Origin of the sequence: Rahnella sp. CJA17(1/100) (genome assembly GCF_963881615.1) — a bacterium.
Lineage (GTDB): Bacteria > Pseudomonadota > Gammaproteobacteria > Enterobacterales > Enterobacteriaceae > Rahnella > Rahnella aceris.
On the sequence record NZ_CAWOJA010000011.1, the window covers coordinates 160,283 to 183,386 of the forward strand.

Here is a 23,104-nt window from a genome sequence, read left to right on the forward strand (position 1 = left end):
GCGCATACCCGGAGTTGGGAAGAGGCCGTGGAAAACGATTATACAACATGATGCATCAAATGTGAGGATGGCGGGGGCAGGCTTTTCTTTCTTTTGAAGCCACTGCCTGGCCAGATATCATGCTGACCAGGCAGGGTTATTACATGACCAGCTTAACTTCCTGCTTCCTGCGGAGCAGGGTCATCCTGCAAGTGCTTTTTAAAGTGTTTCTCAATCTGTTCTAACGTTTTGCCCTGCGTTTCCGGCGCAAAGATAATGGCAAATATTCCGCCTGCGACACCGATGGCGGCAAAGCAGAAGAATGACATCGTCAGCCCGATAGACTCCAGCATGATCGGGAACATAAAGGCGATGGAGAAGTTGGTCATCTGCATGGCAAATACCGATACGCCGTTAGCCATGCCGCGGATGCGCATCGGGAACATTTCCGACAGCAGCAGCCAGGTAACAGGCGACAACGCGCCCTGCTGGAAGCACAGGAAAATCAGCATACCGCCAAGTACCAGATAGCTGCGAACCGCATCGGGATGACCGTTGACAGTTTCCGGCATCAGCCAGGTGACTAATCCGATGGCAAGCAGCGTCAGGGTACAGCCGATCTGACCGGTCAGCAGCAGCGGACGGCGCCCGAAACGGCTGAGCAGCATGATGCCCACAAACGTCATGATCACTGAGATGACCCCGTTGGCGATAGTCGCCATCAGAGACGCATTAGTGCTTAACCCCGTGGCCTGCAACATGGTCGGTGCGTAGAACATAATGGTATTCACGCCGGAGAGTTGTTGCAGCATGGCGATACCAATCCCCAGAAATACCAGGCGTTTCATCCAGACGGAAATAGTCTTCTGGCGGCGGGAATGCTTCTCGCTTTTGGAACTCATGGAACTGCGGATCTCGCTCAGCTCTTTCTCTACTCTGCCTGCCTTACGGGTACGTTCCAGCACGTCACGCGCTTCGCGATAGCGGCCGTGCATGGCATACCAGCGCGGAGTATCAGGCAGGAAAAGCATCCCGACCCACAACACCACCGCCGGAACGCAGGCGACACCCAGCATCCAGCGCCAGGTGGTTTCGCCACCCCACACTTCGTTGATGGCCGCATTACTGGTATACGCAATCAGCTGGCCGGAGACGATCATCAGTTCCTGTAATGTAACGAACTGCCAGCGGCGATGAGAGGGGACGATTTCCGCGATATAGATGGGCACAATCGCTGCCGCGCCACCGACTGCCAGCCCCAGAATAAACCGGCAGATAATCATTATCACGACGTTGGGCGCCATGGCACAACCGAGCGAACCGGCCATAAAGATCAGTGCCATCACCAGAATGACTTTCTTACGTCCGAAACGATCAGCCACGCGACCAGCACAGACTGCACCCACAGCCGAACCCAGTATCAGGAAGCTGGTGACCATCCCGGTTGTTAACGATGTCAGATGCAGATCGTGCTTCATGAACAGCAAAGCACCGGCAATCACCCCGGTATCGTAGCCAAAAAGTAAGCCACCCAGGGTGGCAATAAAGGCAATTACTTTCACCAGCGGTTCGGTCGGTTGCGAGGCTTTCGCCGCATCATCCCGACCGCCACTGTTTATTTTCTCACTCACAGATGCTCCCTAATCATTACTTTTCTTATGGTTTTTGTGTGACTCATGTCACACATTATAAATCTAACGCATAATCCGGATATTGAAAGGAAACGGGAAAAATGAAGGGAAACGAAGGCTGGTGGCGCTGAATTTAACGGGGGGGATGTTACTTTTTTGTGACGAGATATTCGTAAAAGTGATTAGTAATGCTTAACAAATAAACATCAAGAATGTCAGGCTCCATCAAACGATGATGAAACCTCTATTCTTACCTAAAAGTGAGTCACCGCGGCATAATTGTGGCGAACGTACCGCGCGCGGCTCGACGCTGCTGGCCACCATATCCAGCTTTCCGCAGGCAGCACGCTTTTCACCACATTTATCATGATGTATGCCGCTGACAGCCTGAATACGCAGGAAAAATGGCGCGTTGCAGTACCTGCCATGTTGCTGGCTTTTGTCGCCGGTGCGCTGGGCCTTGTCGCTTCAACCGCGCATCTGGGCTATCCGCTGAATGCCTTTCATGCGCTGAGTCATATCAGCAGTTCCTGGCTGAGCCGGGAAATCGTTTTCGCCAGTCTCTATCTCGGTATTCTGGGGTTGACAAGGCTGATTGGGCTGGTAGCAAAACGCGTCGTGACTTCTCTTCTGCTGCTCGCTTCTCTTTTGGGCCTGATTGATCTCTTCTGCATGAGCGCGATTTACGCTCATACGTCTGTCGCGACCTGGATGCACATCAATACTTACGTGATGTTTTACCGCGATGACCGGCTGGTGATGCCGCTGACTCGCGTTGCGCCCTGTACTGAAGAATTGCTGATGTGGCACAGCGAATACGGCATCCGTTTTGTTGAGATGAAAGCGGAAAGCGCGGCTGGCTGGTTTCAGGCCATCGCCACGCTGAATGTTCGCCTGAAACGAATGCAGGAACCGCTGTGGAATATTGTGCCACCGTCCCGGCAAACGATGAACGGTTCACGCCGCCGGTGGTTGCATCTTAAAAACGAAGGCGCTTCTGCCGGTAACGTACCTGTCGGGCGTCGGTCCAGGCGCGCCCGTTTTACGCAGATCAGTGAATATCACGTTGATCTCGGCAAACAACGTTGCGTTCTCTGCGGTGCCTGTAGCCGTGTCTGTCCCGAACAAGCCATCCGCCTGGATAATCTGGCATTAACGCTGGATCCTGTGAAATGTACCGGTTGTGGCAACTGCGAGGCGGTGTGCTTCGATGGCGCTATCTCCGTATCCGCGCGTGAAAACAGTGAAAGTCCGTTAACCGTTTCCAGGCTTGAACAAGCAGAATGCCGGGTGTGTGGCTGCATATTTCCCGCCTGGTCTGCGCAGGATAATGAATGTCCGGTATGCCGCCGCCATGTTTTTGGAATGCGTGAGGCCTGAAATGAACATCCAGGCGGGACTGCGTTACACTACAGAGATAATTTTTGGCTCAATTTTTATGCTTTCTGCCGAAAACGAGCCTGTTTTCGGGTCAGAGAACTCTGTTTACACGGCGAAGAAGCGTCAGGTTTTGCCTGAAACGGCGCAAACCTATATTCTATCGGCCAATTTACTGAGACAGTTGCAATGAGGTCTATATGATTATCAAACCACGCATCCGTGGCTTTATCTGTGTTACTGCCCATCCGGAAGGTTGCAAGGCGAACGTTAAAGAACAAATCGACTACGTTACCGCGCAAGGCAAAATCGAAGGCGGTCCGAAAAAAGTCCTGGTGATCGGCGCTTCTACCGGTTACGGCCTCGCTGCCCGCATCTCAGCTGCTTTCGGTTCTGACGCAGCAACGCTGGGTATCTTCTTCGAACGTCCGGGCGATGAATCCAAAACCGCCACTGCGGGCTGGTATAACTCAGCCGCATTCGAAGAATTTGCGGATGCCAAAGGTCTGTACGCAAAAAGCATCAACGGCGATGCGTTCTCTGACGAAGTGAAGCAAAAGACCATTGAGCTGATCAAACAAGATTTAGGTCAGGTTGATCTGGTGGTTTACAGCCTGGCTGCGCCACGTCGTACCCATCCTAAAACCGGTGAAGTGTTCAACTCCACCCTGAAACCAATCGGTAAGCAAGTCACTATTCGCGGCATCAATACCGACAAAGAAACCATCAACGAAACCACACTGGAACCGGCAACCCCTGAAGAAATCGCGGGCACCGTGGCAGTTATGGGTGGCGAAGACTGGCAGATGTGGATCGACGATCTGAAGGCTGCCGGTGTGCTGGCTGAAGGCGCGAAAACTACCGCGTTCACCTATCTGGGTGAAGAAGTGACGCAGGACATCTACTGGAACGGTTCTATCGGTGAAGCCAAGAAGGATCTGGACAAACGTGTTCTGGATATCCGCAGCACACTGGCAGAGCAGGGCGGCGACGCACGCGTTTCCGTACTGAAAGCCGTTGTGACGCAGGCGAGTTCTGCTATTCCTGTGATGCCACTGTACCTGTCACTGTTGTTCAAAGTGATGAAAGAGAAGGGCACTCACGAAGGTTGTATCGAGCAGGTTTACGGTCTGTACAAAGACAGCCTGTACGGCGCTGAGCCGCTGGTCGACAACGAAGGCCGTCTGCGCGCTGACCTGAAAGAGATCGCGCCAGAAGTGCAGGCTGAAGTGGGTAAACTGTGGAATGAAGTTACCAACGATAACATCGCGGAACTGACTGATTTTGCAGGCTACAAAAGCGAATTTATGCGTCTGTTCGGCTTTGGCCTGAACGGTGTTGATTATGCTGCCGACACCAATCCTGACGTGAAAATCAAACATCTGATCCAGATGTAATCTGATTTAGCGTACAGAGATTATGCGAACCCGCATCTGCCGAAAGGTGGGTGTGGGTTTTTTAATGTTTAGTAGATTTCAAAAAGCCACTTTGAAAGCGGCTTTTATAATCAGATAGCTAAACTCAACCGTATTTTTTGGCGAAGTTTTCATCTGAATCGCACAGATAAATAATGAATTCAATGAATGCAATTATTGAAGGAATAAACGTCCAGCAGAAGATGAGGTATAAGAACCCTTGCCCGATTTTACCCAGATAGAACTTATGAACACCAAAACCACCCAGGAAGAAAGCTAACAACGCTGCAGCAACCCTGCTTTTAGTCCCCTGAGGATTAATACTTTGAGTGGCGCCACAATGAGGGCATGATTTAGCCGACTCGTGGATCTCCTTTCCGCATCCTCTACAAAAAACCATAGATCCCATTTCTATTTCCTTACATGTTATTATTCGGACTAATCTTACCCGTAATTACCATTAAGAAAAAGAGAATGATGATGCTCCAGGCTGATGGGGCGGCGCTCCACCCGTGTACCGCGCGGCCAGTGAATGGTCTTCAATATGCTTTCTCATCAATAAATAACGCCGCAAACCCTAAAGCCTGCGGCGTTCTTATTTCATGACACTCTGCTCGGCACATCAGCCATAGGCCACTTTGTGATTGATATGGTAAAAGGTCGCGGTGGCAGCCATAACGTGTTGCTGCTCTTTACCCGGTTTGTGCGATTCCACATGGGTAATGTGGTAGCCGACAGCGCCTGCATCCAGTGCTTTTTTAACAAATGCATTGTTGAGTTCTTCCATGGAGGTGGCCCAGGACACCGTGCTCACGCCGACAGCTTGCAGCGAGGCGATCTCGCGATGTGATAACCCTGAGCGAACCAAAACAGGCTTAACCGCTTTGGGTGAGAATATGGATAAGACATCATTCACTAAGCCTTTCATGGATTTACTCCTCATCAGGTCATTTTTCTAAATCGGATATTAAGCCGCACCGTTAATCGATCGTTGTGATGACGCATCTGAGATATTTAACGAGCGTGAGGTTAATAAATACCTTTTCATGTAATGACCTTTAGCTTTAATTGCTAATTCTTTGTTAAGCAACCTCCCGCCACAATTAACACGAAAGTAACAGAGGATATTTTCACCTGGTTACAGGTCATGTATTTTTGAAATGAGTGCAAAGAGGGGCACATTTCGCGCCCTGTCTGCAGTATGGGCATTTCACCTTTCGTCCACGATCCGGAGAGTGCGCTGGATAGCGTCGAAGTATTCAGACCCACGGCGCGGGAAGCGGCGGCCAGCATTGCGCTTCGCCAGACCGGTGTCCTCTTGTTATGTCCATTCCAAAACACATTAAAAAATGCCTTCTGCTCCACTAATTGCGAGTCACTTCACATCATCCCTTTCACGAACTCTATATAAAACACCGTGCCAAATAAAAAGAAACATTGTTTCATAAAAACAAATTTCGAATGACGTCTGAGCAAGGATGAATGAGGAATGTTGAAAAAATGTAACGATAAAGTTTCTTATAAAAAGGCCGCAACTTTCAATCAATATAAATTCAATGAAAGAGGGGAAGATGGAAATATTTCTGAGTTTGGTTAAAACACCGGCTGTTATCATTGCGATTATCGCATTTCTGGGATTGGTATTTCAAAAAGCATCAGTATCAAGAATCATCACCGGAACGGCACTTTCTTTTATCGGATTTACCATGATAAAGGTCGGTGGCTCAATTTTAATGAAAGTGTTAACGGCTTTTAGCACCTTGTTTTCTAACGCCTTTAACATTGTTGGTGTGGTGCCGAGTAATGAAGCCATCATGGCAGCAACCATCGATCAGATTGGTTCAACGGCAGCGATAATTCTGTTGTTCTCTATGGTGATTAATATTCTTCTGGCCCGCTTTACGCGTCTGAAATTTATCTATCTCTCACTGCATCTTGTCCTGTTTATGTCCTTTGCATTAACAGCAGTGCTGATGCAACTGGGTTATAGCTATTATCCCATTATTATCATCTCGTCGATTTTCATCGGTCTTTATATGGCCGCTTCTCCGTTTTTCCTGAACAGATTTAGCCGTGAAATCATCGGTTCTGACGAATATGCCATTTCTCACGCAGCCATATCTTCATATATCATCGGTTCATATATGGGAAAATGGTTCGGTAATAAAAAGACCGATACAGAACATCTCAAAATTAGTAACAAGTTTGATTTCCTGCGTGAACCCAATATCGCCACGCTTTTAACGATGCTGGTTCTTCTGCTGATATCCTGTGTATTCGCTACGCAACCGCAGATCAAAACGGCGATGACGCTTGTGTATGGCGCCGGTGCGGCAGATAAAAATACGATTATTTTTATTCTTGAGCAGTCGGCTGTGTTTGCTTGCGGTCTGTATCTCGCCAAAGCAGGCGTCAACTTATTTACGGCGGAAATCGTACCGGCGTTTAAAGGATTCTCACGAGTTTTCGCACCTGGCGCGGTCCCGGCGGTGGATGTCATGGTGCTTTTCACTAAAGCGCCAAATGCCACGTTGATTGGTTTTCTGGTGAGCTTCTCTGTGGAACTGGCCTGTATTCTCATTTTCCCGTTTGTCGGATTGCCCATTATTGTTCCGGGCATTATGGCGAGCTTTATTACGGGAGGCGCGGCGGCCATCTTCGGTAACGCCACCGGCGGGTTCCGTGGCGCGATTATTGCCAGTGGTATCAACGGACTGCTGTTATGTGTATTACCTGCACTGACGTTGCCATTATTCTCACATCTTGGTGCGCAGGGTGTCACATTTGCTGACCCTGATTTCACCCTCTCTTCGCTGATTTTGGACCATCTGATGGGGCTGTTTAAGTAACCTCAAAGGCGTCTCGTTATCAGCAGGCCGTCACGGCGATTGATGCCCGGCCTCACTCACAGGCTGGCAAAAAAATAATAATCACAGGATTATAAAATCCTGTGATTAGTTTAAACCTCCACCGGTTAACGGTTATTTACGGTTGCTCCACACGGTCTGCACGTTACAGAACTCGCGTAAACCGAAGTGTGAAAGCTCACGACCATAGCCGCTTTTTTTCACGCCACCGAACGCTACGCGCGGGTCTGACGCACTGTAGCCGTTAATAAATACGCCGCCGGTTTCCAGTTCGCCAGTCATCTGTTCTGCCCGTGCCAGGTCGGCGGTATAAATCGTCGCGCTCAGACCAAAATCACTGTCATTCGCCAGTTCGACTGCATGCTCAGCATCGCGTGCAACCGTAATCGCTGCGACCGGGCCAAATAACTCCTGACGGAATGCGGTCATTTGTGGCGTCACGTTGCTCAGAATAGTGGGGGCATAGAAGTTACCTTCGCCAGCAATTTTCTCACCTCCGAGCAACAGCGTTGCGCCTTCTGACAGCGTTTCCTGAACCTGCCTGTCCAGCTCATCGCGCAGGTCGTAGCGTGCCATCGGGCCGATGTAGGTGTCGTCGTCCTGCGGGTCGCCGATGACCAGTGCCCGCGTGGCGGCCACAAATTTCTCGGTAAAGGCTTCCAGCACACCTTCTTCAACAATCATACGTTTCGCGGCGGCGCAAACCTGTCCGGTATTCTGATAGCGGCCCGCGACAGCCGCCTTCACCGCTTCATCGAGGTTGGCGTCATTGAGCACGATAAATGGATCAGAACCGCCCAGCTCCAGCACACATTTCTTCAGTGATTTACCTGCCAGCTCCGCGATAGCACCACCGGCACGCACGCTGCCGGTTACCGTGACGGCAACAATGCGCGGATCAGCAATCAACCCGGCAACATCTGCATTCCCGACGTTAATTACGCCAAAGGCCCCTGCCGGGAAACCGGCTTTCAGCGCAGCCTGTTTCACCAGACGGGTCGTGCCCATCACGTTAGGGGCAGGTTTAAGCAGGAATGTATTTCCCGCCAGTAACGCAGGTACCGCGCCGCGCAGGATCTGCCAGACCGGGAAATTCCACGGCATAACCGCCAGGATCATGCCGGAAGGGCGGTAATGAATATGCGCTTCGCCGTTATCGACCATGGTGGGTTCAGGTGCGAGCATCGCCGGGCCCTGCAGGGCATACCATTCGCACAGGCTTGCGGATTTCTCCACTTCAGCGCGCGCCTGTTTAATGGGTTTACCCATTTCGCGGCTGATCATGCGGGAGATATCTTCACTGGCTTTGCGAAGTTCAGTCGCCAGATTATGCAGATGGGATGCGCGCTGAGCGATATCCGTTTTGCGCCACTGCTTATAGGCCGCGCTGCCTTGTGTGACTGCCATCTCAAGAGTCAGTGTGGTGTCGAAAGGATACTCTGCGATACGCTGGCCGTTGAACGGGTTGAGCGAAATTGCGTGTGTGTCGGGCGTTGTCATTATGTGATCCTCATTTATCCAGTCCGTTCAGCATAGAGACTTGCGAAGATGAATAAAAATGAATAAAAATAAGTAAACCGTTCACTTTTTGAGAAAGACTATGAATCTGTCACAGCTCGAGATGTTTCGCGCCGTTGCTGAAACCGGCAGTATCAGCGCCGCTGCCCAGCGGGTGCATCGTGTCCCGTCGAATCTGACAACACGCATTAAACAGCTTGAGGCGGAACTGGGCGTCGAATTATTCATCCGCGAGAATCAGCGTCTGCGCCTTTCGCCAGCAGGGCGAAACTTTCTCAGTTACAACAACCGTATTCTCGATTTAGTCGAAGAAGCGCGGGTGTCCGTGGCGGGCACAGAACCGCAGGGGATATTTGCGTTGGGCGCGCTGGAAAGCACTGCAGCGGTGCGGATCCCCACTTTACTGGCGCGTTATCACCAGCAATTCAGCAGGGTTGAACTGGCGCTGAGCACTGGCCCTTCAGGGGAATTGCTGGATAAATTGCTGGAAGGGGCGCTGGAAGCGACGTTTGTCGACGGCCCTGTGCTGCATCCGGTTCTGGATGGCGTGCCAGTGTATAAAGAAGAAATGGTGATTGTCGCCCCCTTACATCACGCGCCTGTGACTCGTGGGCAGGATGTTAACGGGGAGATTCTGTATGCGTTCCGGTCGAACTGCTCTTATCGTCGCCATTTCGAAAGCTGGTTTGCGGATGATGGCGCTGCGCCGGGGAAAATCTACGAAATGGAGTCTTATCACGGCATGCTGGCTTGTGTGATAGCCGGCGGCGGGCTGGCGCTGATGCCGCGCAGTATGCTGGAAAGTATGCCGGGCAGCAGCACGGTGAGCATCTGGCCGCTGGCCGACAATTATCGTTTTTTGACAACGTGGCTGATATGGCGGCGCGGCGCATTAACCCGCAATCTGACAGAATTTGCGGCTCTGGCCTCTCAGTTAACGGTTAACCTTCCGCCACCTGCAAAATAATCTGCCAGTCCAGTGCGAGCTTCAGCGCCACACACGCGGCGCAAACAATAAAAATGGTCTTAAACATAGGGTAAATAAACATCCTGTGTGACGTGAGTCACATTTTAAAGCGATGCTGCGTAAACCGCTTTAAATTTTTTGTGCAGAAGATGCTTTTCGTCGATTTCCGGCAGGAAAATTTTTAGCGAAATGAATAAGAGTAAGCGTGAGATCCGCATCAAAAGAAAAGAACTGGCCCGATTTGTACATAATAGCAACATATGTTATTCACGCACTGATACTCTTATAAAGAGAGGTAAATTTAGCTTAATAATGTTTTCCTGCTTATTTTGAAGTTCTGAAGGTGATTTGTGCGCTGAAAATTTATTAACCCAGATACAATAATTACTTATAAAACTAACGCATTAAAACAAAGAGGCTCACGCAGGAATTGTGTAATAGGTTGTAATATTATCCTGACGCAATTGATATCAATATTGGTTTGTGTAGAATCAGAGTCACTAATTTAATGGCACATATCTAAAGTGAGCACATCATGGACAACGCATTAAACGTTTTGAATAATATCCGTACACTTCGGGCTCAGGCTCGCGAAATGCCTTTGAGTACTCTGGAAGAAATTCTTGAGAAACTGACTGCCATTGTTGAAGAAACTCGCGAAAATGCCAAAGCGCGCAGTGCGCAGCAACAAGAGCGCGACGAAAAATTACTGAAATACCGCGAAATGTTGGCAAACGATGGCATCGCGATTGATGACCTGCTGGGCCACCAGAGCGCGAAAGAAACCACTAAAGCCAAACGTAAGCCACGTCCGGCCATTTACGAGTACACAGACACTGACGGTTCTAAAAAGACCTGGACGGGTCAGGGTCGCACGCCTTCTGCCATTAAAGCAGCGCTGGATGGCGGCGCTACACTTGAAAGCTTCCTGATCGCGCGCTGACCTCACGGCTGATGTGCTGCGCTTTTCTGCCCCGCTTTTTAGCCGGGCAGAAAAACGTACTTCACCGCCAGTTTTTATTCTGCTGTTCCCCCTTTTAAAAATTCTCGCGTTTCTGGGGATTTTTTCCTTTTCATTACTCTCCGTCATTGTTCTTAAGGTAAGCTTAAGTCTGCATAAGTAAGGTTAACGTCTCTTCGTTTACCGGAACTTCTATGCGTACCCGATATTCTTTCGTTCAAATTATGCTCCACTGGCTGGTGTTTGTGTTAGTCGTACTGACCTATGCCACGATGGATATAAAAGGGTGGTTTGCAAAAGGCACGCCAGCGAGGGAGTTATTAGCCCTTACGCATTACAGCCTGGGATTTTGCGTATTATTCCTGATGTGTATGCGTCTGTTTGTTCGCGCAATGTATGTCACGCCGCCGGTTAAACCCGTGTTGTCGCGCTGGCAGCATTATTTGTCAGGTTCGGCTCATGTACTTATATATCTGATGTTTTTAAGCTTGCCGGTGCTGGGCATCTTGTCACGTTATTATGGCGGCCATGACTGGACGATGTTTAACATCCTTATGCCTAAAAGTGTTTTTCCGGATCTCCCTTTACAGAAACAGTTTAAAACGCTGCATGAATGGCTCGCGAACGCCGGGTATTATCTTATCGGATTACATGCTCTGGCTGCCCTCTGGCATCACTATCGCCGGCGCGATAACACGCTAATCCGGATGTTACCTTCGCGAAAATAACCCCCGGATGCGTGGGTCTGAGAAACCGTTGCAAGTTTCGGGTATCAACGGAGCGATTAACGTGACGGAAGGAACAATGATGATATCCAGTGCGAGGGGGCATATTGCCTGCTAATAAATGCGGCAGTATCCTAAAGCCCTTCTAATCAAAAGGATATTGAAATGGATACTACTGAAACACTGGGCGGTACATACTTTTATCACGGCAACGACAATGTAATGAAAGAAGAGTTGTTCTGGTTAATCTTCTTGGAATCTTTCTCAAATCACACCGGTATAGAAATAGAAACTGCCGCAACCATCATTGCAGGAGCGCCACTTATACCAAAGCGGAAAGTCTTAGGTTCAAAGGGAAGCAGGACAAGCATTGCATCAAAAATGTCACGCAGAATCTTTAAGGATGCCAAGCTTCCAAGTAATCTAAAAATTCCCACAATCGCCTATGGTCAGGTTAGGAACACAAATCAGATTGGTACGATTGTTGGCCGCTGGGTTCCGTATTTAGGCTACGCTCAGGCGGTAATAATTTGTGCCATCGTGGCAAAGGATACACGCGATAAATACAACCTCATCGCCTATCCTCAAGACCGCATTGCATGGACGTACTTCTGATGCAAGTGGATGAAAATGAGATTCTTCAATACATCACGGAAAAATACAGTGAGTGGAGAAAGCCAGTTAGCAAGGACTGGACGTTTCAGGAACACTTTAATTTAGTGACAGACGAATTAGGGGAAATGCTGACTGACCTGTTCACTCGGTATAGCATCAGCTATGAAAATTTTAATCTCGACAATTATTTTGAGCCTGAATTGCCGTGGTGGTGGTTTCGGCTTAGGAGAGAGTATAAAAATAAGGTGTACAAGCCTCTTACGGTCGAGATGATTATCGAGTCAGCCAAAGCTGGTAAGTGGCTTTACGATTAAGGGGCATCGCGCCCCTTTTTTCACATTATGCCGTCTGGCGGTCGTTCCATGAGTCGGCAAAAATAATGTTGCCGTCGTTATGCTTCCACGTGATTTTTTCGTAGCGTAACTCTACGGTTTCCAGATGGTTATCCTGTGGATTATCGCTTCCGGCCATAGCTGGCGAAATCGAAACGATCCTTAACTTCTCTAGCAGCATGTTGAAGTATTCAACCTCCCGGCCAGCATCGTTGATGCGGTACCATTTAATCTCGGCAGATTCGAGACTCTGACCAGTTGCCACCGCTTTATAGATGTAGGGGCTGGAACAGTCAAAGTCCTTCACGATCAGCAAAGGGGAATGCATGCGCGTTCCTGTAACTTTGCCCGTCGCATTATCAGTAGGGATCATCAGATTATGGTGAAAGCCCTTCACTTCAATACTATGCTCACGACCGATAACATCCACACCGCCTTTAATCAGTGCGCCGCCATCATCCTTCAACCATAAGTATGCTGGTATAGCCATAGTCACAAACTCCTTTTCATTAGGTTCAAAATAAAGAAACCGCCCCTGGGGGCGGTTCTCTAATGCTACTTCCCTTGAGTGAAATTAATGTTGACCTGATTGCCAGTTATCTGCCAGCCCTCATGTCCAATACCATTAAAACCACCCAATACAATGAGCAATGCATAGATGCACTTTTTCATTGAAACGGCCTCAATTGAAACCGCTTGCCACGTTTGATTTGCCAGAGAACCCACCGTAGCACAAGCGATGTAGGTCGCCTGTTTAACGGTACTGTGAATCTTTTCTGAATCTGGCACCCAGAGCTACCCGGCGAAAAGTCCACGGAGATAGTATCAAGGCAAAGAGGAATTTAATTTGATCTCAACACTTAAGTGAAATTTATTGATTAATCGAATGTTGAATCTGAAATCGCATGCGTTAAGAAAAACGTAACATAACTCCGATTTGTGCGAACAAACCTGAGGTTTGTTCAAGATCAACTGTTACGAAGAACGTAACATAAATTGTGGTCACAAATTGCATTTTGCGGTAACTTTGTGCATGTAGGTCGCCTGTTAGGTGTTAGACCGCTAATCGAAGCACCGCATTGAACCCGCCTGATGGCGGGTTTTTTGTTTTTGTGGGTGAGGGGTCGTCTGCGTTAAAGATAGACAATGTGTGGCTGTCTGCGCATTTCTGCTTTTGGGGCAATCGTAGGAGTAATGCAGCGCAATAATGGGAAATCGCAGATTTTGAAAACGCCCGTTCAGCATTTTAAAAATGCACAACAGGCGGAAGGCTTTTAGTGAGATTCGTGGTTTTCCTGATACACACACAAATGCGTATACGCCGCCTGTAACAGCGGAATAGTAATCCCCACACGCGTTGCGCGCTCAACCAGATCGCCAATAATCTGCTCTGCTTCGATGGGGTAACCCTGCATCATATCGCGGTACATGGAGGAGGTCTGCGGTGAGTTTTTATCAGTGACAGCGTCCCTGACTTTTGCCACGGCAGCGGCGCGTTCCGCGTAGCCAAAGGCTTTCATGGTGGTCAGCGCCTCGGTGACAATGGCATTCGCAAACTCCGTCCCGCCCGGCGCAGAAGCCACCTGGCCGATATTGCCGCGCATGGAGCAGGTGATCGCGCCGAAGCTTGAAAGCAGCAGCCACTTCTCCCACAAATCACTGATAATGGTTTCAGAAAGCACCGCCTCGATATCCGCACTCTGGAATGCCTGATCGACTTTCAGGATGCGTTCAGTTTTTTCGCCGGAGAGTTCACCGTAAATAATCTGATGCATTGGCGTCATCTGGTGAATATGTCCGTCAGTATCCAGCGTCGCGTTGATTTTGCACAAACCACCGATTAACGCATGTTCACCAAAACGCAGGCTCAGCGTCTCCATATGTTTCATTCCGTTCAGCACCGGCATGACCATCGTGTTTTCACCTACTACCGGCGCGATATCTTTCATTGCCGCTTCCAGCCCGAAACTTTTTACAGTCAGCAAAATCAGGTCATAAGGCCCGGTCAGCTGCGATGCCTGTAAGACATTGGGCTGGAAATGGAAATCACCGTGCGGACTGTGAATGGTTAGCCCGTCCTGCTGAACGGCCTGCGCCCGTTTTTCACGTAAAAGAAACGTCACATCCTGCCCGGCCTGCGCCAGACGGGCGCCAAAATACCCACCGGTCGCACCAGCACCCACCACTAAAATTCTCATGCGTTATCCTTTTTTATCAAGACATTCAGAAACCCTGTGTTTGTTTAAACTACGGGAGGAGGGCGGCAGGGATCAAGAGCCATGATGAATGAGGGATTTTTGAAGATTTTGCCGCGTGATACTATGCCCCATCACTATTTCAACAAGGAGCACTGAATGGCAGGTTATCAGCCTCCGTACAGTATCACACCGCATATCCTCAACCGGGTTGTGGACGTCGGGGAATTGCTGGGGCGTTGGGCTGCGCATGCTGAACAGTCATCTGTGCTGCTGCGAAAAAAAAACCGTATCCGCACGATTCAGGCTTCACTCGCTATCGAACACAACAGCCTGTCGACACCGCAGGTGACCGCCATTATGGAAGGCAAACGCGTGCTGGCGCCGCAAAAAGATATTCAGGAAGTGCGTAACGCCATTCTGACGTACGAACAGTTACCGGCATTGAAAAGTCATCGTCTTGAGGATGTTCTGAAAGCTCACCAGACGCTGATGCTCGGACTGGTGGATGCGCCCGGCCACCTGCGCAGCGGCAATGTGGGTGTGTATCGTGACAATCAGCTGATTCATATGGCACCACCGGCCGGGCAACTCCCGCGTCTGATGTCAGATTTGCTGAACTGGCTGAAGGAAACGGATATCCACCCGCTCATCGCCAGTTCGATTTTCCATTATGAGTTTGAATTTATTCACCCGTTTGCCGACGGTAATGGCAGGATGGGGCGCTTATGGCAGACGCTGATCCTCAGCCAGTGGCGTTCAGAGCTCGCCTGGCTGCCGGTAGAAACGCTGATCCATAATCAGCAGCAGGATTACTACCGCATTCTTGGCGAATGCGATCGCGCCAGCGACTACACGGCATTTATCAGTTTTATGCTCGATAACCTGGCGGAAGCGTTACGTGAAGGCATTGAAACGCAATCCTCACACTGAACGTCAATGACTCATTCGACACCCCCCGCCCGAAGACGGGGGAGTTACACCGCTATTTCCCCCGCGCCAGAACCTTGCGGTACAGCACCGGCAGTGAAATCACCACGATCAACATCGCACCGACAATCACCGACATCACGATACCCGGCACATTCAGCAGACTGAGGCCGAAAGTCAGCAGCCCCATCAGGAACGCGGCAATAATTACGCCGGTCATGCTGCCGGAACCACCGAGCACGCTGACACCGCCGAGCACGGCCATGGTAATCACGCTCAGTTCCCAGCCAAGTGCCAGTGTTGGCCGCGTGCTGCCAAGCCGTGAGGTCAGCAGCACCGCTGCCAGTCCGGACATTACGCCGACCAGCACGAACAGCGTCAGATTATGGCGTTTCACGTTAATCCCGGAGTACCACGCGGCGACCGGATTGTTGCCGATGGCATAGGTGCGGCGTCCAAAGTTAGTTTTGTGCAGCAGGAAATAAAACACCGCGCCCAGCACCAGGAATAGCGCAAATTCAAACGACAATGGCCCCCAGACATAGCCCTGACCAAACCACGCGAAACTGGCGGGATATTTATTCAGCGACTGATCGCCGAGCAGCACGTAGGTGATGCCACGGAACAAGCTCATGGTGCCGATGGTAATCACGATAGACGACAGATTCAGCCGGGTGACCAGCAGGCCGTTAATCAGCCCGCACAACAGGCCGACGCTCAATCCGACACCGACCAGCGCCGGTGTTGGCAAACCGGCCTGCGCGCAGAATCCCATAATGGTGGAACTCAGCGCCATGGTTGAAGCGACCGACAAATCGATTTCCCGGGCGATAATCAGCATCGCCATCGGCAGCACAATGATGGCTTTTTCGGTGAAGTTAAACGTTGCGTCCGACAGATTCCATATATTGAGGAAATACGGCGAGGCGAACGCATTCACCACAAATACCAGCAGCGTCACAAGCAGTAAAAATCCTTCCCAGCACATCAGGCGGCGGAAAAACGGCGTGACAGCCATGGTGGTGTTTTCTCCGGCAGCGGAATGCGGCGTGTTGCGCGACGTTAAGGTCTTGTTCATGATCTTACCCCGGTTTCAGTTCGCACAGGCTGGACGGCGGGAGAGTGGCGCAGAATCAGCCGTCCTTTACGTTTGTTGGCGCGTTCGTTGAGGATGACGGCAATCACAATCACGCCGCCGGAAATCGCCATCTGCCAGAACGGTGACACTTCAATCACCGGCAGGGCATTGTTGATGACGCCGAGGAACAGCGCGCCCAGCAGGCAACCGACCACCGAGCCGATGCCGCCCATGGTGCTGATCCCGCCAATGACGCAGGCTGCAACAATTTGTAATTCAAAGCCGTTGGCGACGTCCACGTAAGCCACGGCGAAGCGTGAGATCCACAGATAGCCGCAGAAACCCGCCAGTGCGCCGGAAAGGCAGAAGCTGACGAACTGCATTTTGCCTGCGTTGATGCCGGTGTAATACGCCGCCGTGGCGTTGCCGCCAGCCGTGTAAAGTGCGCGTCCGGTCCGGCTGTAACGCAGGAAATACGCCACCAGAATCAGCGCGGCAATCGCACACCAGCCAAGCAGCGGCAGACCAATAAAGGTGGCGCGTGGCAGACTGAGGAATTCCGGGCTCATCTGATGGGCATTGATCCAGCCGCCGTTGGAAAGCAGGAAGATAATGCCGCGATAAATGCTCATGGTGCCGAGCGTCACCACAATCGGCGGAATACCGACTTTCCATACCAGGAGGCCATTAATCGCCCCCATCACCAACCCGAGTACGGTTGCCAGTAACACCAGTGACCACACCGGAATATCCGGATGATGGAAGTTAATCAGCGCGACGATCATGCCGGTCAGCGCCAGATTGGCGGCCATCGACAAATCGATACCTTTGGTCAGCAAAACCATCATCTGCCCGAGCGCCAGGATGATCAGAATCGAGGTATCGTTAAACATCTCCAGCAGGTTTCCGGCACCGATAAACTCCGGCGAGCGGGCGCCGACGCCCAGCACCATCAGTACGATGACCACCGCCAGCAGCAGCTCGCGATATTTCAGCAGGTTCTTGATCATGCTGCCTCCTCGCCCGCGCCGCTGGCCGCACTGACAATCATTTCTGCGCTGGCTTCACCGGCGTTGAATTCCGCCACCATCAGCCCTTCGTGCATCACGATGATGCGATCGGCCATGCCCATCACTTCCGGTAGTTCTGACGACACCATAATCACCGCCAGCCCGCGACCCACCAGTTCCGACATAAACTGATGCACTGCCGCTTTCGAGCCGATATCAATGCCTTTGGTCGGTTCATCGAGAATGATGATGTCCGGTTTGGTCGCCAGCCATTTGGCGATCACCACTTTCTGCTGATTTCCGCCCGACAGCGTGCCGACGGCCTGTTTCCAGCTTGACGCTTTCACCTGCAACCGTCTGGCGTAATCATCGGCCAGCGCCCACTCTTTTTTGTCGTTGAGCACGCCGCGCGGATTAAGCTGGCTGAGCTGTGGCAGGCTGATGTTCTGGCTGATGGGCAAATCAATAATCGCGCCTTGTTTCTGGCGCTCTTCCGGCACATACACAATCCCTGCGCGGATGGCCTGAGAAGGACGGGAAAAATGGTGTTCTTTGCCGTTGATCAGAATTTTGCCGCCGTTCGGTTGCGTGACGCCAAATAACGCCTGCATCAGTTCGGTTCTTCCCGCACCGACCAGCCCGTAAAAACCGAGGATTTCGCCTTTGCGCAGTGAGAAGTTAATGCCTGCGAATTCGGTCGGATGGCTGAGGTTTTGCACTTCCAGTACCGTGTCGCCCGGTTTGCAGTTCACTTTCGGGTAAGCCTGACTGACTTCACGTCCTACCATCATGGTCACCATCTGCTGTTCGCTGATGTCGCTGATTTTGCCGGAGCCGACATAGCTGCCGTCGCGCAAAACGGTGTAGTAATCGGAAATGGAGAAGATCTCGTCGAATTTGTGCGAGATAAACAGAATCGCTTTACCCTCCTGTTTCAGGCGTTCGACAATCTGATAAAACTCAACGATTTCATGCTGAGACAGGGCGGCAGTGGGTTCGTCGAGAATGACCACCTGCGCATCAAACGACAGCGCACGGGCGATGGCCACCATATGGCGCTGCGCGATGCTTAACTCTTTCAGAATGGCATGCGGATCAATGTTTACTTCCAGACGCGTCAGAATATCGCGTGCCTGCTGATGCATCGCCGGCCAGTTCAGACGTTTAAAAATGCCGCGGTAAAGATAGTGACCGACGAAGATATTCTCGGTCACGGAAAGCTCGTCAAACAGCACGGTTTCCTGATGAATGGCGGTGATGCCGATTTTGTGTGCGGATTCCGGATTCGGCAGTTTTATCGGAATGGCTTTATAGTGCAACTCGCCTTCTTCCGGCTGATAAATGCCGGTCATGACTTTCACCAGCGTCGATTTCCCCGCGCCGTTTTCGCCAATCAGGGCGGTTACTTTTCCCGGATACAAATCCACATGAACGTTATTTAACGCCCTGACACCCGGAAAGACTTTGCTGATGCCCTTCAATGACAACAACGGTGTCGCTGAATCACTCATGGAGTTTCCCCTGTCTGGCTAAGTACAACAAAACGGCTGAACGGTAACCCGGTCAGCCGCATTCAGGATCAGAAGATTTTAGAGAATTTATCGATGTTGCTGGCGTCGTAGACAAACGGTTCAGCCATGGCGCCGCTGCCGTCTGCATCGAGTTTCACTTTGCCTAAACGGCCCATGCTGGCTTCGGTTTTAGTGGCGGTGCCTTTCACTAAATCATCAGCCAGATAAGTGGCGGCGTAACCCAGATCAATCGGGTTCCAGATGGCAAAACTTTTGGTGGCGCCCGATTTTACTGCGCCCGCCATTTCAGACGGCAGCCCCAGTCCCGTTACGTAAACCTTGCCGATTTTGCCCTGATCTTTCACTGCCTGTGCGGCCGCCACGATACCCACGGAAGAAGGGGAAATAATCACTTTCAGGTCCGGATAGGATTTCAGCAGGCCAATGGTTTCGCGGTAGCTTTTATCTGACAGATCATCGCCATAAGCGACCGTCACCAGATTCACCGAAGGGTATTTCGGCAGCACTTTTTTCATTTCCGCAATCCACAGATTCTGGTTGGTGGAGGTTGGCGTGGCGCTCAGGATGGCTACATCGCCTTTTTCTACGTTCAGGGCTTTCAGCGCATCGGCGGCCAGTTTGACGTTGGTTTCGCCAATCAGCGCGTTGTTAGACGGATTAAGGTGGATCTGGCGGCCCTCTTTGGCGACACCGGAATCCCATGACACGACTTTAATGCCGCGCTGCATGGCTTTTTTCAGCACCGGCACCAGCGCATCCGGGTCATTGGCGGAGACAGCAATGGCATCGACGCCCTGGGCGATCAGGCCATTGAGCACTTCTATTTGCGCCTCGGCGGTGGTGGTGGTCGGGCCGGTATAAATCACTTTCACATCGCCCAGTTCTTTAGCTGCCTGCTGTGCGCCAACGTTTGCTGCTTCAAAAAAACCATTACCCAACGATTTTGCTACCAGGGCGATCTTCACTTCTGCCGATGCCGCGCCTGCCAGCAGGATGCTGCTCGCCATCAGGGTAAGGCTCAGTACGTGTTTTAATTTCATTTTTTGTACTCCGCATAAGTCCGCATAAAGTTTAACGACCAAAAAGTTGCCGACGCGCCAGGCGCATGATCACGACTCTAGGAGGTTGCTGACAGCCTCACCTTTCCGCGAGTGCCAGTTCAGTGCGAACTATGGCAAAGACGCAAAGGTTTGAGCGAACAACCTCACAATTTGATAACAATCTTATTTCAGGCAGGCTAAACGGTCAGAAAAACACACATTACCGGTTTCAGAAAACCGCACTGAAATAAGGCATAAAGCTACGCAGAACGCCGGATTACACCGGATTTCATCAGGCGGGAAATGTTTTGTTCAAAAGCGGCTGGCGGATCACAGTTTCAGCCCGATGGCTGCCCCGGCGACGACTAAGATATTACGATAGTGTTAATAAGGAGTCGGAAATGACCGTGTTACGCAGTAGTGAGTATTTCCCCTCAGGAGATTTCCCGGTCGCCATTGAACCCCGTTATCCGCAGGAAACTTTTCCTGAACATCATCATCAGGATTTCAATGAAATTGTCCTGGTCGAGCAAGGTACCGGCACGCACGTTTTTAATGACCAGCCGCTGATCCTCAGCGCGGGGAGCGTCTGTTTTGTGCGTCACAGCGACCATCATCTTTATGAAGATACCGAAAACCTGCATCTGACCAACGTGCTGTATCGCAGCCCGAACGCGTTTCGTTTCCTTAATGGCGTCGGTGATTTATTGCCGCAGGAAGTGGACGGGGTGTATCCGGCGCACTGGCGCATCAGCCCGACTCAGATTGTGCAGGCCAAAACGCTGATTAATTTGCTGGCGCGACAACCCGCCATGCAATCGCCGGAATCTCAGGCTCAGCAGGAATTATATTTTATGCAGCTCTTATTATTGCTGCGCAAAGGCAGCCGTGATGTCGGATATCGCGGGCAGGGCGGTGACCTGAACAATGTGCTGGACTGGATGAATGAACATTATGATGAGGAAATCGACTGGCCGGCACTGGCCGCGCAGTTCTCGATGTCGCTGCGTACCTTGCATCGTCAGATGAAACAACAAACCGGCTGCACACCGCTCAATTACCTCAACCGCCTGCGTCTGCTCAATGCGCGCAACATGCTGCGTTTCAGCGACAGCCCGATCACCGAGATTGCCCACAACTGTGGTTTCTGCGACAGCAATTACTTCTCCACATTGTTTAAACGTGAATTTGGCTATGCACCCAGAAGTGTTCGTCAGTATCAGTAAGCGGAACCCTGTATTTTGCAAAATTGTTATGTCGGGCCGTCCGACCATGACATTTTTGCCATTTCTTAAAGTTAAGTGGCAATCACGGAAAGGTAAAAACCAGACGGATAGAACAGGCTGTTAAAACTTCACAAAAAAGAACTTTTTTATTAACAACTCGTTCATCAACTCTATCCGTATTTTGGAGACCCTTACATGAGCACAGTTCAGAAACGTATGTACATCAACGGCGAGTTCGTTGAAAACACCGACGGTAAGTGGATCGACGTTGTGAACCCGGCGACAGAACAGGTGATTTCGCAGATCCCTGAAGGCTCAGCAGAAGACGCCAGAAAAGCCATTGATGCAGCAGAAGCGGCGCAGCCGGGCTGGGAAGCGTTACCTGCGGTAGAGCGCGGCGTGTGGCTGCATAAAATCGCCGACGGTATTCGTGAGCGCGAAGCTGAACTGACGGAAACCATTATCGCGGAAGGCGGCAAAACCTACGGCCTGGCGCAAACCGAAGTACTGTTCACCGCCGACTACCTTGATTACATGGCGGAATGGGCACGCCGTTACGAAGGCGAAATCATTCAGAGTGACCGGCCAAATGAAAACATCTTTGTGTTCCGCAAAGCCATCGGCGTGACCACCGGTATTCTGCCGTGGAACTTCCCATTCTTCCTGATCGCCCGTAAAGCCGCCCCGGCGCTGATCACCGGCAATACCATCGTCATCAAACCGAGTGAAATCACGCCAAACAACGCGGTGATTTTCGCGGAAATTATTCACAAAATTGGCCTGCCAAAAGGTGTGCTGAATATTGTCACCGGCTACGGCCCGACCGTCGGGCAGGAACTGGCGGCGAATCCTAAAGTCGGCATGGTCAGTCTGACCGGGAGCGTGGCTGCAGGTATCGCCACCATGACTGCGGCGGCACAGAACGTCACTAAAGTCTCACTGGAACTGGGCGGCAAAGCACCAGCCATCGTGATGAATGACGCCGATTTGGATCTGGCGGTGAAAGCCATCGTGAGCTCGCGCGTTATCAATACCGGGCAGGTGTGTAACTGCGCGGAGCGTGTTTACGTGCAGGAAGGCGTATACGACGAATTCATTTCGCGCATCAGCGAAGCGATGAAAAAAGTAACGTTCGGCAATACCGCCGAGCAAAAAGAGCTGGATATGGGACCGCTGATCAGCGCGGCGGCATTGCAGCGTGTGGAAGATAAAGTGGCGAAAGCCGTGTCACAGGGCGCAAAAGTGCTGCTGGGCGGCAAACGTCATGGCGACAAAGGTTTCTTCTATCAGCCGACGGTGCTGGTGGATGTGAAGCAGGACATGCCGATCATGCATGAAGAAGTGTTTGGTCCGGTGCTGCCGGTCGCCACGTTCAAAACGCTGGATGAGGCGATTGCCATGGCAAACGACAGCGAATATGGCCTGACGTCATCGATTTACACCAGCAATATAAATACGGCGATGAAAGCGCTGAAACAGCTGAAATTCGGCGAGACTTACATCAACCGTGAAAACTTCGAAGCCATGCAGGGCTTCCATGCGGGCTGGCGTAAGTCGGGCGTCGGTGGTGCCGACGGTAAACATGGCTTGCAGGAATATCTGCAAACGCATGTCGCGTACCTGCAGTTCCATTAATTAACACACTGTGGCCGGAGCAGGGGAACCTGACTCCGGTTTTGCTGACTTTCACCTGACAAGGAAACCCC

22 protein-coding genes and 1 pseudogene are annotated in these 23,104 nt (G+C 51.1%); 11 read left to right on the forward strand and 12 right to left on the reverse strand.

Features of this window, described 5'->3' with window-relative positions; translation table 11 throughout:
• Positions 1 to 152: 152 nt before the first annotated feature.
• Positions 153 to 1,610: a sugar porter family MFS transporter gene (locus AACU55_RS07040; protein WP_037032721.1), complete on the reverse strand. Its 1,458-nt coding sequence runs from the start codon at positions 1,608 to 1,610 to the stop codon at positions 153 to 155.
• 279 nt (positions 1,611 to 1,889) lie between these two features.
• Here AACU55_RS07040 and AACU55_RS07045 point away from each other — a divergent pair, with 279 nt between their 5' ends.
• Both AACU55_RS07045 and fabV read left to right on the forward strand, forming a co-directional pair.
• The gene (locus AACU55_RS07045; RefSeq protein WP_240785612.1) at positions 1,890 to 2,990 is read left to right on the forward strand and encodes a DmsC/YnfH family molybdoenzyme membrane anchor subunit; all 1,101 of its coding nucleotides are present in this window, start codon (positions 1,890 to 1,892) and stop codon (positions 2,988 to 2,990) included.
• 197 nt (positions 2,991 to 3,187) lie between these two features.
• Positions 3,188 to 4,384 (forward strand): enoyl-ACP reductase FabV, encoded by a 1,197-nt coding sequence (gene fabV / locus AACU55_RS07050; protein WP_134705298.1) that lies wholly within the window; start codon positions 3,188 to 3,190, stop codon positions 4,382 to 4,384.
• 124 nt (positions 4,385 to 4,508) lie between these two features.
• On the opposite strand, the gene AACU55_RS07055 is transcribed toward fabV, so the two are convergent.
• The 3 genes from AACU55_RS07055 to AACU55_RS25730 all read right to left on the reverse strand — a co-directional run bounded on the left by AACU55_RS07055 (position 4,509) and on the right by AACU55_RS25730 (position 5,695).
• Positions 4,509 to 4,811 (reverse strand): TM2 domain-containing protein, encoded by a 303-nt coding sequence (locus AACU55_RS07055; protein ID WP_013578013.1) that lies wholly within the window; start codon positions 4,809 to 4,811, stop codon positions 4,509 to 4,511.
• 213 nt (positions 4,812 to 5,024) lie between these two features.
• Positions 5,025 to 5,330 (reverse strand): DUF1471 domain-containing protein, encoded by a 306-nt coding sequence (locus AACU55_RS07060; protein ID WP_013578014.1) that lies wholly within the window; start codon positions 5,328 to 5,330, stop codon positions 5,025 to 5,027.
• Between the two features lie 143 nt (positions 5,331 to 5,473).
• The gene (locus tag AACU55_RS25730) at positions 5,474 to 5,695 is read right to left on the reverse strand and encodes a hypothetical protein (protein WP_134705299.1); all 222 of its coding nucleotides are present in this window, start codon (positions 5,693 to 5,695) and stop codon (positions 5,474 to 5,476) included.
• A gap of 278 nt (positions 5,696 to 5,973) precedes the next feature.
• On the opposite strand from AACU55_RS25730, the gene AACU55_RS07065 reads away from it, so the two are divergent.
• Positions 5,974 to 7,251: a PTS ascorbate transporter subunit IIC gene (locus AACU55_RS07065; RefSeq protein ID WP_013578016.1), complete on the forward strand. Its 1,278-nt coding sequence runs from the start codon at positions 5,974 to 5,976 to the stop codon at positions 7,249 to 7,251.
• A gap of 132 nt (positions 7,252 to 7,383) precedes the next feature.
• Here AACU55_RS07065 and AACU55_RS07070 read toward each other — a convergent pair whose 3' ends face one another.
• Complete coding sequence (locus AACU55_RS07070) at positions 7,384 to 8,769, reverse strand: aldehyde dehydrogenase family protein (RefSeq protein WP_134705300.1); 1,386 nt, start codon at positions 8,767 to 8,769, stop codon at positions 7,384 to 7,386.
• Between the two features lie 100 nt (positions 8,770 to 8,869).
• Between AACU55_RS07070 and ptrR the strand changes: the two genes are divergently transcribed.
• From ptrR to AACU55_RS07095, 5 genes are all read left to right on the forward strand, one after another.
• Positions 8,870 to 9,754 carry a putrescine utilization regulator PtrR gene (gene ptrR, locus AACU55_RS07075; RefSeq protein WP_134705301.1) on the forward strand — a complete coding sequence of 295 codons (885 nt, stop codon included), beginning with the start codon at positions 8,870 to 8,872 and terminating at the stop codon, positions 9,752 to 9,754.
• Between the two features lie 535 nt (positions 9,755 to 10,289).
• On the forward strand, positions 10,290 to 10,697 hold the full coding sequence (locus tag AACU55_RS07080) for an H-NS family histone-like protein (protein WP_013578019.1): 408 nt from the start codon (positions 10,290 to 10,292) through the stop codon (positions 10,695 to 10,697).
• Positions 10,698 to 10,909: 212 nt separating this feature from the next.
• Positions 10,910 to 11,443, forward strand: a complete 534-nt coding sequence (locus tag AACU55_RS07085; RefSeq protein WP_037032725.1) for a cytochrome b — start codon at positions 10,910 to 10,912, stop codon at positions 11,441 to 11,443.
• Positions 11,444 to 11,605: 162 nt separating this feature from the next.
• Complete coding sequence (locus tag AACU55_RS07090; protein ID WP_134705302.1) at positions 11,606 to 12,055, forward strand: STM2901 family protein; 450 nt, start codon at positions 11,606 to 11,608, stop codon at positions 12,053 to 12,055.
• Positions 12,055 to 12,369: a DUF1493 family protein gene (locus tag AACU55_RS07095; protein ID WP_134705303.1), complete on the forward strand. Its 315-nt coding sequence runs from the start codon at positions 12,055 to 12,057 to the stop codon at positions 12,367 to 12,369. The genes AACU55_RS07090 and AACU55_RS07095 overlap by 1 nt, the downstream gene beginning before the upstream one ends.
• A gap of 25 nt (positions 12,370 to 12,394) precedes the next feature.
• On the opposite strand, the gene AACU55_RS07100 is transcribed toward AACU55_RS07095, so the two are convergent.
• From AACU55_RS07100 to panE, 3 genes are all read right to left on the reverse strand, one after another.
• Entirely contained in the window at positions 12,395 to 12,877 is a 483-nt protein-coding gene (locus AACU55_RS07100; protein ID WP_134705304.1) for an Hcp family type VI secretion system effector, read from the reverse strand.
• Between the two features lie 65 nt (positions 12,878 to 12,942).
• A complete protein-coding gene (locus AACU55_RS07105; protein WP_134705305.1) occupies positions 12,943 to 13,176 on the reverse strand; it encodes a hypothetical protein in 234 nt (77 codons plus the stop codon).
• Between the two features lie 485 nt (positions 13,177 to 13,661).
• Positions 13,662 to 14,585 (reverse strand): 2-dehydropantoate 2-reductase, encoded by a 924-nt coding sequence (gene panE, locus AACU55_RS07110; protein WP_134705306.1) that lies wholly within the window; start codon positions 14,583 to 14,585, stop codon positions 13,662 to 13,664.
• Positions 14,586 to 14,741: 156 nt separating this feature from the next.
• On the opposite strand from panE, the pseudogene AACU55_RS07115 reads away from it, so the two are divergent.
• Positions 14,742 to 15,512, forward strand: a pseudogene (locus tag AACU55_RS07115) (Fic family protein); the annotation flags it as partial.
• Positions 15,513 to 15,567: 55 nt separating this feature from the next.
• Here the strand turns inward: AACU55_RS07115 and AACU55_RS07120 are convergent.
• From AACU55_RS07120 to rhaS (AACU55_RS07135), 4 genes are all read right to left on the reverse strand, one after another.
• Positions 15,568 to 16,530, reverse strand: a complete 963-nt coding sequence (locus AACU55_RS07120; protein WP_099049221.1) for an ABC transporter permease — start codon at positions 16,528 to 16,530, stop codon at positions 15,568 to 15,570.
• Positions 16,531 to 16,586: 56 nt separating this feature from the next.
• Positions 16,587 to 17,600: an ABC transporter permease gene (locus AACU55_RS07125; RefSeq protein ID WP_134705308.1), complete on the reverse strand. Its 1,014-nt coding sequence runs from the start codon at positions 17,598 to 17,600 to the stop codon at positions 16,587 to 16,589.
• Positions 17,597 to 19,111 (reverse strand): sugar ABC transporter ATP-binding protein, encoded by a 1,515-nt coding sequence (locus tag AACU55_RS07130; protein ID WP_134705309.1) that lies wholly within the window; start codon positions 19,109 to 19,111, stop codon positions 17,597 to 17,599. Before AACU55_RS07130 ends, AACU55_RS07125 begins: the two co-directional genes overlap by 4 nt.
• Positions 19,112 to 19,179: 68 nt before the next feature.
• Positions 19,180 to 20,172, reverse strand: coding sequence for a rhamnose ABC transporter substrate-binding protein (gene rhaS, locus AACU55_RS07135; protein WP_013578029.1), 993 nt, complete (start codon positions 20,170 to 20,172; stop codon positions 19,180 to 19,182).
• A gap of 401 nt (positions 20,173 to 20,573) precedes the next feature.
• Between rhaS (AACU55_RS07135) and rhaS (AACU55_RS07140) the strand changes: the two genes are divergently transcribed.
• Positions 20,574 to 21,398 carry an HTH-type transcriptional activator RhaS gene (gene rhaS / locus AACU55_RS07140; RefSeq protein ID WP_037032737.1) on the forward strand — a complete coding sequence of 275 codons (825 nt, stop codon included), beginning with the start codon at positions 20,574 to 20,576 and terminating at the stop codon, positions 21,396 to 21,398.
• Positions 21,399 to 21,593: 195 nt separating this feature from the next.
• Complete coding sequence (aldA, locus tag AACU55_RS07145) at positions 21,594 to 23,033, forward strand: aldehyde dehydrogenase (protein ID WP_134705310.1); 1,440 nt, start codon at positions 21,594 to 21,596, stop codon at positions 23,031 to 23,033.
• Positions 23,034 to 23,104: the final 71 nt, after the last annotated feature.